Consider the following 12469-nt stretch of genomic DNA (forward strand, 5'->3'; position numbering starts at 1 on the left):
GATAAAACGGTAAGGAGGAATGGTTTATGACTTGTATTATTCAGACATTTTACAATTTGGAATTAAGATTTGATTCGGCAGTCAAGCTTTTTGCCCGCTTTCATCCGTATCTGTTTATTGTCTGTGCATTTATCGGGATACCCGTTTTTATCCTTGGCATGGTGTTTTCCCTGACCGCGGCATTTATGCTGCCGGCGGCCTGCCTGTTCGGATGGTGCTGAGGAGCCTGAAGATGCATCCTAATACAATCTTTATACGAATCCGGCCGGGCTAACACAATTTTTATAACACAGGTGCTAGAATCTGTTTTATAAAAATCATCGGAGCCTGTAATAAGCTGCGACCCGGTGAAACTAAAGGAGGAAATGAGATGATGGATATTTGCATGATCGGTATTATTATAGTGAGCTGTGCGCTCATGAAACTGCTGATTGACTGGTGTGAGTCACAGGTTGGCCCGGGAGAGCGAAAATGAGAATTCAGGAGCTTGAGCGGTAAACGCCGGATGCGCTGAATGGAAAAGGAGTGGATCATATGATAGTTTTGGGCATTATCATTGCAGGGCTTGCCGCGTATCTTGTATACGCGCTTGTGTATCCTGAAAAGCTGTAGTTAAAGACTCACGAGGAGGAAGATAATAATGTTTCAGATATTAATAACATTGCTTATTTACATGGTTCTGGTGATTCCGATCGGCATTTACCTGTACCATGTGGCAACAAAACAGAGAACATTTGCGGATCCTGTATTTGACCGGATTGACGGTATGATTTACAGGATCTGCCGCATTAACAGAGAGGATATGCACTGGAAAACCTACGCATTAAACCTTCTGATGACAAATGCGGTTATGATACTGATAGGATATCTGGTTTTGAGGCTCCAGGGACTTTTGTTCCTAAACCCCAACGGGATAGCATCGATGGAGGAGAGCCTGTCCTTCAATACCATTATATCCTTTATGACAAATACAAACCTGCAGCACTATTCCGGTGAATCAGGCCTGTCCTATCTCAGCCAGACGGCGGTTATTATTTTTATGATGTTTACCTCCGCCGCTACCGGATATGCCGCCTGCATGGCTTTCTGCCGGGGAATTGCCGGAAGGCCGATGGGGAATTTTTATGAGGATATGGTGAGAAATACAACAAGAATCCTGATCCCCCTCTCTTTTATTGCAGGAATGCTTCTTATCTGGCAGGGTACGCCCCAGAATTTCCACGCGAATTTTACGGTTTCGACGCTGGAAGGTAAATGGCAGGACATTGCTGCCGGACCGATTGCAGCGCTTGAGGCTATCAAACATGTGGGAACAAACGGAGGCGGCTTTTTGGGAGCCAACTCGTCGACGCCGTTAGAGAACCCGACGATTATTTCCAATCTCGTGGAGCTGTACTCCATGATGATTTTACCGGGCGCCTGTGTCATCGCATTTGGCAATATGATTGCGGACAAACGGAAAAAAGAAGGGAAAAAATCGCTCTTCGGCAGACAGGGCAGAACAGTCTTTGCCGCCATGGCAATTATTTTTCTGATTGGAGTTACGGTATGTTTCGCGGCGGAGAGTGCCGGCAACCCGGTTCTTGCCGGAATCGGACTGAATCAGGATATGGGATCCTATGAGGGGAAAGAGGTACGATTTGGAATTGCCCAGTCGGCGCTTTTTACAACGACAACAACCTCCTTTACCACCGGTACGGTCAATAACGTGCATGACTCCCTGACGCCGCTCGGCGGTCTTGTGCCTCTGTTACATATGATGTTAAACTGCGTGTTCGGCGGCAAGGGTGTCGGGCTGATGAATATGGTAATGTACGTCATTTTAGCCGTATTTATCTGCGGCCTTATGATAGGGCGGACCCCGGAATATCTGGGAAAGAAGATTGAAGGAAAAGAAATGAAGCTGGTGGCGGTCTGCCTGATTATCCACCCCCTTCTGATACTTGGCTTTTCCGCATTGGCCGTATCCACGGCAGGCGGTTTGGCGGGAATCACAAATCCGGGATTCCATGGATTGTCCCAGGTGCTTTACGAGTACAGTTCTTCCGCGGCAAACAATGGTTCAGGCTTTGAGGGTCTTGCAGACAACTCGGTTTTCTGGAACCTTACGGCGGGGATTGCAATGTACTTCGGGCGGTTCCCGGCAATTATACTGCAGTTGGCAATCGCCGGAAGCATTTTCGCAAAACGCAGGGTGAACGAGACGGTCGGTACGTTAAGAACGGATAATGTGGTATTTACACTGATTCTTGTCTTTGTTGTATATATTTTTGCGGCGCTGACGTTCTTCCCGGCACTCGCACTGGGACCGGTTGCAGAACATCTGACAATATGGTTCCCGGGATTAAGTTAGCTTAAGGAGGCAGAAGTGATGTCGAGAAAGAAACAGCAGACAACTAAATTTATTACAAAAGATATATTGAAAAGCTCGGTAATCGGGGCATTTAAAAAACTGGATCCCAGGTATATGCTTAAGAATCCTGTTATGTTCGTGGTGGAGGTTGGTTTTGTCATTACATTTGTACTGTGTTTCATGCCAAACCTGTTCGGGGATGTGACCGCATCCGGTGGAATCTCTGAAGGAGCCTTAAGAACCTATAATATTATTGTGACGTTGATACTTTTCATAACCGTATTGTTTGCCAACTTTGCGGAGTCGGTTGCTGAGGGGCGCGGTAAGGCCCAGGCTGAGACGCTGAAGAAAACAAAGAAGGATACGGTGGCCCATCTTGTTTTACCGGATGGCTCTGAGCGGGATATACCCGCCTGCGATCTTAAAAAGGGCGATGTGGTGATTGTGAGAATCAATGAACTGATTCCCAACGACGGAGAAGTAGTTGAGGGAATCGCATCGGTCGATGAATCGGCCATCACCGGAGAATCGGCGCCGGTTACCCGTGAATCGGGCGGAGATTTTTCGTCGGTCACAGGAGGAACGACAGTTGTATCGGACTGGCTGAAGGTACAGATTGCGGCTGAGCCGGGTGAGTCCTTTCTTGATAAAATGATTGCGCTGGTGGAGGGGGCGTCCAGACAGAAAACGCCAAATGAGATCGCCCTGAATACATTGTTAGTCGGCCTGACCATCATTTTTATGATTGTAATTGTGGCGCTGTATCCGTTTGCCGTTTATTCAGGCATCCATATCCCGGTAGCGACTCTGATCGCCCTGATGGTATGTCTGATTCCCACCACAATCGGAGGCCTGCTCTCTGCGATTGGCATTGCCGGAATGGACCGAGTGACGCGTTTTAATGTCATTGCCATGTCGGGAAAGGCAGTGGAGGCCTGCGGCGATGTGGATACGATGATTCTTGACAAGACCGGAACGATTACTTTTGGAAACCGCCTTGCAGCCGATTTTTATCCGGTTAAGGGAGTTACGGTCCGGGAGCTGATGGAATACTCTGTTCTGGCTTCCCTTGAGGACGGTACGCCGGAGGGAAAATCGATTGTGGAACTGGCGCGCAAGATGGGTGCTGTGACAGAAAAAAATGCTGCGGATAAAATGGAATTTATCGAATTTACGGCTCAGACCAAGATGTCGGGCGTAAACCTTGAGAATGGATTAATGCTCCGCAAGGGAGCCGGTGAGGCAATCAGAGAATTTGTAGTGTCTAAAAATGGTAAGATTCCGGCCGATTTGGATGGGATTGTGGAAAATATATCAAAGCTGGGCGGAACACCGCTTACCATCTGCGCAGATAACCGGATCTACGGCGTAATCTATCTGAAAGACACAGTGAAGCCGGGGCTGGCCGAACGGTTCGCCAGACTCAGGGAGATTGGCATTAAGACGATTATGTGTACAGGAGACAATCCGCTGACGGCGGCTACGATTGCGAAAGAGGCCGGAGTGGACGGTTTCATAGCAGAGTGCAAGCCGGAAGACAAGATCACGGAAATCAAAAAAGAACAGGCTCAGGGGAAAATCGTTGCCATGACCGGCGACGGAACGAATGATGCTCCGGCCCTGGCTCAGGCCGACGTGGGAATCGCCATGAATTCCGGTACCCAGGCGGCAAAAGAGGCGGCAAATATGGTCGACCTGGACTCGGATCCTACTAAAATCCTGGAAGTGGTCGAAATCGGAAAGCAGCTTTTAATCACAAGAGGCTCCCTTACCACATTTTCCATTGCAAACGATATTGCGAAATATTTTGCAATTATTCCGGCCATGTTCCAGTTGGTGATTCCGCAGATGAACATGCTGAATATTATGAAGCTTTCAACGCCGTACAGTGCAATTTTGTCGGCTCTGATATTTAATGCAATCATTATCCCCGGCCTGATTCCAATCGCGATGAAAGGTGTAAAATATAAGCCGATGCGTTCGGAGAGAATGCTGCTTAAAAACATGGGAATTTACGGCGCCGGCGGTGTAATTGTACCGTTTGTGGGAATCAAGCTGATAGATATGCTCGCGGCTCCCCTGCTTGCAGCGTTCGGCCTGTAGGATGAAGGGAATGAAGCATGTCGAACACATCATATGCCGGAACTGAAAATGCCGGGTAAGAAAACAGAAGGAGACGGTTATGAAATTATTTATGAAATATTTAAAGAATGCAGTAAAGTGTACGGTAGTGCTGGGCGTCCTGTGTACGGTCATATATCCGGCAGCGCTGACATTGGCCGGGCAGGCGCTCTTTCCCAAACAGGCGAACGGCAGCATGGTTATGGCTGTCATAGACGGTGAGGAACGCGCGGTCGGTTCGAAATATGTGGGACAGCAGTTTGAGGATTCCCGGTTTTTCCACGGCAGGATTTCATCAGTCAATTATAACTGCTATACACAGGAGGAAAAGGAGGACGGCAGCTATGGCGGTGTCGCATCCGGTTCATTTAACTATGGTAATTCCAATCCTGATTTAAAAACAAGGGTGGAAGCAGATATGGCTGCCTGGATGGAAGCGCACCCGGACGTAAAACAGGAGGATATACCGTCGGATTTGCTGACGGCGTCCGGATCCGGGCTGGATCCTCATATCTCGGTCCGGGGAGCCCGGGTGCAGGTCGGTGAAATATCAAAAGCATCCGGTCTGACGGAGGAAGAACTGAATGCCATAATAGACAACAATACGCAAAAGAAAGCGCTTGGAATTTTCGGTGAGGAAGCAGTCAATGTTCTGGGATGCAACCTGGAGATTGCAAACCGGCTCGGAATACTCACCCTGAAGTAAAACAAATATGGTAAAAGGCACATTGGCGGCCATTGCGCCATTAAGCAGCAGGAAAGAAGTTACTGTTCACACCCCGCCAAAAAGCGGCGTGCTGTGAACAATAACACGCTTCGCGATGCACAGAAACGGCAAAAAGTGCCGTTTCGCGCCGTAAAACTCGGGATTTTCGTGCAAAACACGCACTAAAACACCTCGCGGAACACAACCGCGCGAACAGTAACAGAAAGAAGCCTCCGGAAAAATCTGTCCGGAAGCTTTCTTTTTTTTCATAGCCATCTGTGTTAAAATAATGACGGAGGAAAAGCCGCAATAGAAATCTTTATACAATCTTAATGCCGCGGGGGCGTTTCCTTATACGGCTTTAAATAATAAATTGATATACTTTTCATAGATTGAGGTGATTTTAATGGAAGAGCGCAGAAGCAGCCCGGAGGAGTTTTTACGCCGGTGTGAAAATGAGAACCAGGCAAAGGGCCGGGGGAGTCTGAAAATATTTTTCGGATATGCGGCCGGGGTAGGAAAGACTTATTCCATGCTGAAAGCCGCTCACGCGGCAAGAAGGCGGGGAATCGACGTGGTGGCCGGTTATGTGGAACCGCATGCGCGTCCACAGACCTCCCAACTGCTGAACGGTCTGGAGATGATTCCCGCAAAGGAGATCCGGCATGGGAATGTGGTTTTGCACGAATTTGATCTCGACGGCGCCATAGCGAGAAAGCCGCAGCTGATTCTCGTCGATGAACTGGCGCATACCAATGGAAAAGGATGCCGCCATCAAAAGCGGTACCAGGATATAAATGAGCTGCTTAACAATGGGATTGATGTTTACACGACGGTAAATGTACAGCATATAGAAAGCCTGAACGATCTGGTCGCTTCTATTACGGGAATTACGGTGAGGGAGAGAATCCCGGATTCCGTTTTCGATAACGCGGATCAGGTGGAGCTTGTGGATATTGAACCGCGGGAGCTGATTGAGCGTCTGCAGGAAGGCAAAATATATCGTAAACCCCAGGCGGAAAAAGCCCTTGGCAATTTTTTTTCAGTCCAGAATCTCGTTGCGCTGCGTGAGATCGCGCTCCGGCGCTGCGCGGACCGGGTAAACCGGATGTCGGAACTGACCGGAGGACGGTCTAACCGCAGCTTTACGGAAGAGCATATTCTCGTCTGCCTGTCCGGTTCTCCGACCAATGCAAAAATAATCAGGACGGCAGCGCGTATGGCCGGTGCATTTAAGGGGAGCTTTACCGCAGTATTTGTGGAGACGCCGGATTTTGCCTCTGATTCGGATGAGAATAAAGAGCGGCTCAGGCAGAACACCCGGCTGGCGGAACAGCTTGGGGCGACGATAGAAACCGTGTACGGGGATGATATTGCTTTTCAGATAGCGGAATTTGCCCGCCTTTCCGGAATATCAAAGATTGTTCTGGGCAGGAGCAGCACCCGGCGCAGCTTCTTGGGACCGCCGCCTCTGACCGAGAGAATTACAAGACTCTCTCCAAACCTGGACATTTATATTATTCCGGATCAGAACTCCCGTCCTTACAGGGCCGGAGTACGAGGTTCTAACCGCCGGATATTAAATACGGCCGATCTGATTAAAAGTGTTTCAGTATTGGCGGCAGCGACTTTGATTTGCTGCATATTCGACTGCCTGGGACTCAGCGAGGCCAACATTATAACCATATATATTCTGGGTGTGTTGGTGACGGCAGTAATCACCCGGCACCGGATATACAGCCTGACAAGCTCGGTTATCTGCGTGCTGCTCTTTAATTTCCTGTTTACCGAACCGAGATTTACGCTGAATGCCTATGATCCGGGATATCTGGCTACCTTTCCGATTATGCTGATTGCGGCGTTTCTCACCAGCTCGCTTGCCGTGAAAATCCAGCGTCAGGCGCGTCAGGCTGCCGAGACGGCGTACCGGACCAAGGTGCTGTTTGATACGAATCAGTCCCTGAGCAATGAGAAAGACATGACAGGAATGATAACTGTTACATGCAACCAGCTTACAAAGCTGCTCGACCGCGACATTCTGTTTTACAGAATACAGGATGACGGACTGGCGGCGCCTCAGCTTTTTGCCGTAAACAGCGGAGAGAATGTGTCGGATTACGCGGATGACAATGAACGGGCCGTTGCATCATGGGTATACCACAATAATAAGCGCGCAGGCGCGACAACCGGAACCCTGGGCAATGCCAAATGCCTATATCTGTCGGTCCGGCTGGCGCAGGAGGTGTTTGGCGTTGTGGGAATTGCGATAGACGGCAGACCGCTGGGCGCATTTGAAAACAGCATAATGCTCTCCATTCTGGGAGAATGTGCCCTTGCCCTTAGAAATGATAAGGTATCGAAGGAGAGCGCGGCCGCTGCGCTGCTTGCTAAAAATGAACAGCTCCGGTCAAATCTGCTCCGGTCGATTTCCCACGACCTCAGGACACCGCTGACCTCTATATCCGGCAATGCGGGTATCCTTCTGTCAAGTGAACAGAGTATAGGGAAGGAAAAGCGCAGGAAGCTGTATGAAGATATTTATGACGATTCCCTCTGGCTGATTAATCTGGTGGAAAATTTATTGTCGGTAACACGGATTGAGGACGGCACAATGAAGCTGAGACTGGCGACGGAGCTTCTCGACGAAGTGGTCGGCGAGGCGCTGCGCCATACGGACAGGCGGAGGTGTGAGCATAAGATTAAGATAAAGCAGGAAGAAGATTTTCTTCTCGTAAAAGCAGATGCAAGACTTATCATGCAGGTTATCATAAATCTTGTAGATAATGCCATTAAATACACTCCCCCCGGTTCCGAGGTGGTAATTGAGACGAAAAGGGAGGGAAATCTGGCTGTTGTAACGGTAGCGGACAACGGTGACGGGATATCCGACGAGTCCAAGGAACATATATTTGATATGTTTTATACGGCAGCTACCAAAATTGCCGACAGCCGCCGCAGCCTCGGCCTCGGCCTGGCTCTGTGCAAGTCCATAATTACCGCTCATGGCGGGACGATTTCTGTAGAGGATAATGTCCCCCACGGAGCCGTGTTTACATTTACATTACCGATGGAGGAGGTTACCCTGCATGAATAAACCATTAATTCTGGTAGTTGAAGATGATGCTGCCGTTAAAAATCTTATTACTACAACGCTGGAAACCCATCAATACCGTTTCAGGACCGCATCGACCGGAGAGACGGCTGTTATGGAGGCGGTTTCCCATAATCCCGATGTGATTCTTCTTGATCTGGGTCTTCCCGATATGGATGGTATCGATATTATACGCAAAATCCGTTCCTGGTCCAAAACTCCGATTATCGTGCTCAGCGCCAGAAGCGAGGACACCGATAAAATTGACGCCCTGGACGCCGGCGCGGATGATTATCTGACAAAACCTTTTTCCGTGGAGGAACTGCTGGCGCGGCTGCGCGTTACCTTCCGGAGGCTGAACGATGCCGGAGACAGCGCTGCGGCTCCGGCTTCCGTGTTTACCAACGGCGAGATGCGCCTCGATTTTGCGGCGGGCACCGTTACGATGAGCGGGCAGGAAGTGCACCTTACCCCGATTGAGTACAAACTGCTCTGCCTGCTTGCAAAGAATGTGGGGAAGGTGCTGACGCATACGTATATTACGAAAAAAATCTGGGGTAGCGCCTGGGACAATGACGTCGCCTCCCTCCGGGTCTTTATGGCAACCCTGAGGAAAAAGATTGAGCCTGATCCCTCAAATCCGCAGTATATCCAGACACATATCGGAGTGGGATACAGGATGTTAAAGGTGTGAGCTTTAAGGCGTAAATTTAATCATGACATAAAATAATATTCCGAAAGCATCTTTCTGCGGCAGCTTGTCCCGACGGGGCTGAGCTTCACAAAGAGGTGCTTTTTGCCGTCCGGAGGCGGCAGGTTCAGTTCTCATCGCCAATCGAGGACAGAAACGGCAAAAAACGCCGTTTCGACCGTGTCCCCCGGGATATATCAGAAAACTTGAAATAAATCCCGTTATTCAGTATAATGAATCCATATCTTTACAACTACAGCAGAACAGCAGACCGGGCGGATACGGAGGCCGCATAAATATGGATCAGACCTTTTTACTACAGTTGAACCGGTGGAACGAGGAAGAAGAGTATCAGAAAATTATAGAAGCGGTGGAAGCCCTGCCGGAGGAGGAGAAGACTCCGGTACTGATCAGTGAGATGGCCTGTGCCTATAATAATCTGGCTGAAGCGGACGACAGCCGCCTGTTTGAAAAGGCGGCAGAGCTGCTGGAATCGGTGGAAGAGGAGCTTTCGGCCGATCACAGATGGAATTTCCGCATGGGATATGCCTGTTATTATCTGAACAGGGAAAAGAAGGCAAAACATTATTTTGAAAAAGCGCTGGAAGCTCTTCCGGGGGATGAGGATACACTATATTTTATAAAAGAATGCGAGCGTTGTCTGGCTCTCCCGATCTCGATGAAGCCGTTCAGGCAGAGGGTAAAAGAGGGATGGGATTCCTTCCTGGCCGGAGAGGCCGGACTTCGGGAACAGATTGAACGAAGAGAACATGGAGAGGAGGTGGCGGCAGCTTTAAGCCGTCTGCTCGCACCGGCGTTCCGGAATATCTGCTTCGAGATTGGGTTCAACGGGGAAAAATACGATTTGATACTGACCCCGGACGGCGACAGGGCAAAGATTTTAAAACTCGTTTATTTTAAAGACCATGCCCCGGAGGAGGTTTTTCATCACTGGAACATTCAGATTGGCCGGCAGCCTGCCAAAGAATTTGAACTGAGTATGTACGGCCAAAGTATCGGCACGAAAGACGCCTTTGTCTGGGTGGAGGAACTGGATGACGACCAGATTGGGCTGTCCGTGTTTTGCGAAAAGCTGCTTCCTCTTTTGGAAGAGAATGAAGACAGGGCCTATTCACTGATGGCGGTTCTTCTCGATCAGGCGATTGGTGAAATTCCTGCAATCCGCTATATCGGTTATATGGATTTGCTCAAAGAACCTAAGGACGGCGGCGACGCGATTCTGCTTGATGAGCTGAAAGGATGCATAGACGGAAAACGGGCCGTCACGCCGGAAAATTTGTGTGGCTGGTATACCTGCTATTCAATGGAACCGGATGGACGGGAAGACTGGTTTTTGCGTGAAGATACCATTGCCGGGGTAACAACCTGTCCGGAGGCGGTCGGATGTTATTTCCGGGGAGATGACCGGATTATGGAAGAATTTCATCAGGATGGCGCGGTCCCCGGCTTTTTCTACTATCCGCTGGAAGGCATTGAGCGCGGAACGATTCTGGACATGCGGGACAGCCTCGAAAAAGACATTTCCGACAGAGCCGGCGATGCGGTGACGTTTACCGGCGGCGCTACGGGGACGGATTACGGATATCTGGACTTTGCGGCCTGGGACCTGGATCGGCTGCTTAAGTCTGCAATGGCTGTTTTTAACGAAAGAAAGCTGGAAGCAGCATTCCATTCTTTCAGAAGGGATGTAAGCGGCGTTGCATTGAGCCGGAAGGGAGATAAGGAATGAGTATTGGCTTTACATTTAAGGCTAAAACCAGAAAAATAGATGCATTGAAGGAATCGGTTAAGGAGATAGCGGAGGAATCGGGCTACGGCCTGGCTCTCAATGAAAACTGGCTTACGGTGTCTTTTTGTACCATGGGAGACTTGTCAATGGAATGGGAGCGTGAAAGCGGGCTGCGTGGACAATGGCTTATTAATGGCAATTGCTGTTCCACCCCTGCAGGCGCCGGTTTTCACGCGGCGGCAGTCCGGTTCCTGGATGAACTGGGGCAGAAACGTCTCAGTGAGCTTCTGGTTGATGATGAGACAGAATATTATAATCACCGTGATTTTGAACGCATGAAGCGGGAACATTTTTACCCATGGCTGAATGCCCTGAAGCGGCACTGCGCGGAGCGGGGAAGCGGGTACAGTAATTTCTGCCTCTGCTGGGATATGGAGCAGTATCAGCCCGAGGAAGTTCCCGGCACGGTTATAACCCCGATGGGACGATTCAATATAGAAAATATGATAAAGCAGACAGAGAAAAATGGCATTTCCTGGCTGGCGGAACGTTTTTTTATCTGGGACAATGAGGAAAAAGACGCTCTTTATTACCGCAATATGGCATTGAATTTTTTGTGGGAGCAATGCTGTTTTGTCCCTTCACGGCGAAGCTCCGAGGACAGCGTGTGCAATCAGATGATTATAGATTCTCTGGAGCAGGCGGCCGTACTGAATCCCGGGCTTCCACTGCCTGTGGACGCGTACCGGGAGATTTGCAGTCTGGCGGACAGGGCGCCTTCGATTAAAGAAGATGCACCAAAGATGGAGTCGGATTATCCGGTTGGTTTCAGAAAGAGGGAGGTAACCCACTCTTTTGGAACGCTCCGGCTTACACTGCCGGGGCGGTTAAAATATGAGTGGGAAACGTATGGGGACGGAGACGGCTGCAATATGTGGCGGGATTCGGCCTCGGATTCGCCTGTATGGCGGGTCAGCGGTTTCAGGCTCCGTTCCGGAAATGCAGAATTCCCGGAGGAATGCAGTCAAAATGAACCGGAAGAATTTGAAATTCCGGGCGGCCGTGCCCGTATAGGCTGGATTGAATATGAGGAGGACGGACAGATTGCCTTCCAGGCCGTTTGCGATGTTGTATCGGGTCCCTCACAGTATCTGATTACGGCCGCATATATGCATAAAGAAGAAAAAGATGGAATCTATGCTCTTATGAGGAAGCTGAAAACCGTGCCGGATACCCCGGCTGTGACAAATACGGAGAGCTATGCGCAGTGATTTGATTCCGGGAGATAATGTCGAAATAAAAGGCGAAATAAAACAGTATAAAATGCCGGATTATAATAACGGCAGAAAGGTGGTAACAATGGAAAAAGAAGTGTTGTGGTCGGACAGAAGGCGGCTGTGGTGCGGTCTGCCCTGGACCTTTACCGTATACAGTATGACGGAGGATCGTCTTTTTATCAAGCGGGGACTTTTCAATCTGAGAGAAGATGAGGTGCGTCTTTACCGTATCAAGGATTTAGGACTTGAGAGAAATCTGATTCAGCGCATGTTTGGTCTGGGAACGATTCGGGTTGTTTCAAGTGATTCCAGCCTTGGGAATTTTGACCTGACGAATGTGAAGAACAGTTCAGATGTTAAAGAGCAGCTGTCGAGGCTGGTGGAGGAAGAAAGACAGAGGAAAAAGGTTTCTTCCAGAGAATTTATCAGCTTTGAGGAGGAGAATGAAATGGAGATTTAGTTAAGCAGGTGAGGACGCCG

General features: G+C 49.4%; 10 protein-coding genes. All 10 read left to right on the forward strand.

Annotation, left to right across the window (positions count from 1 at the left end; translation table 11 throughout):
• Window positions 1-26 precede the first annotated feature (26 nt).
• The 10 genes from CLOSYM_RS12560 (at window position 27) to CLOSYM_RS12605 (ending at window position 12449) form a co-directional block, all read left to right on the forward strand.
• On the forward strand, window positions 27-221 hold the full coding sequence (locus tag CLOSYM_RS12560; protein WP_021642396.1) for a hypothetical protein: 195 nt from the start codon (window positions 27-29) through the stop codon (window positions 219-221).
• Between the two features lie 313 nt (window positions 222-534).
• Window positions 535-612 (forward strand): K(+)-transporting ATPase subunit F, encoded by a 78-nt coding sequence (kdpF, locus tag CLOSYM_RS24265; RefSeq protein ID WP_138341851.1) that lies wholly within the window; start codon window positions 535-537, stop codon window positions 610-612.
• 28 nt (window positions 613-640) lie between these two features.
• On the forward strand, window positions 641-2353 hold the full coding sequence (gene kdpA / locus CLOSYM_RS12565; RefSeq protein WP_021642397.1) for a potassium-transporting ATPase subunit KdpA: 1713 nt from the start codon (window positions 641-643) through the stop codon (window positions 2351-2353).
• A gap of 18 nt (window positions 2354-2371) precedes the next feature.
• A complete protein-coding gene (gene kdpB, locus CLOSYM_RS12570) occupies window positions 2372-4456 on the forward strand; it encodes a potassium-transporting ATPase subunit KdpB (RefSeq protein WP_021642398.1) in 2085 nt (694 codons plus the stop codon).
• A gap of 79 nt (window positions 4457-4535) precedes the next feature.
• Window positions 4536-5180: a K(+)-transporting ATPase subunit C gene (kdpC, locus tag CLOSYM_RS12575; RefSeq protein ID WP_021642399.1), complete on the forward strand. Its 645-nt coding sequence runs from the start codon at window positions 4536-4538 to the stop codon at window positions 5178-5180.
• Between the two features lie 406 nt (window positions 5181-5586).
• Window positions 5587-8274, forward strand: coding sequence for a sensor histidine kinase (locus CLOSYM_RS12585; RefSeq protein ID WP_021642401.1), 2688 nt, complete (start codon window positions 5587-5589; stop codon window positions 8272-8274).
• Complete coding sequence (locus CLOSYM_RS12590; RefSeq protein ID WP_021642402.1) at window positions 8267-8965, forward strand: response regulator; 699 nt, start codon at window positions 8267-8269, stop codon at window positions 8963-8965. Before CLOSYM_RS12585 ends, CLOSYM_RS12590 begins: the two co-directional genes overlap by 8 nt.
• Window positions 8966-9260: 295 nt before the next feature.
• The gene (locus CLOSYM_RS12595) at window positions 9261-10712 is read left to right on the forward strand and encodes a tetratricopeptide repeat protein (RefSeq protein ID WP_021642403.1); all 1452 of its coding nucleotides are present in this window, start codon (window positions 9261-9263) and stop codon (window positions 10710-10712) included.
• Entirely contained in the window at window positions 10709-11983 is a 1275-nt protein-coding gene (locus tag CLOSYM_RS12600) for a hypothetical protein (RefSeq protein WP_021642404.1), read from the forward strand. Before CLOSYM_RS12595 ends, CLOSYM_RS12600 begins: the two co-directional genes overlap by 4 nt.
• Window positions 11973-12449 carry a PH domain-containing protein gene (locus CLOSYM_RS12605; RefSeq protein WP_003510563.1) on the forward strand — a complete coding sequence of 159 codons (477 nt, stop codon included), beginning with the start codon at window positions 11973-11975 and terminating at the stop codon, window positions 12447-12449. The genes CLOSYM_RS12600 and CLOSYM_RS12605 overlap by 11 nt, the downstream gene beginning before the upstream one ends.
• The last annotated feature ends 20 nt before the right edge of the window (window positions 12450-12469 follow it).

The organism is [Clostridium] symbiosum ATCC 14940 (assembly GCF_000466485.1).
Lineage (GTDB): Bacteria > Bacillota > Clostridia > Lachnospirales > Lachnospiraceae > Otoolea > Otoolea symbiosa.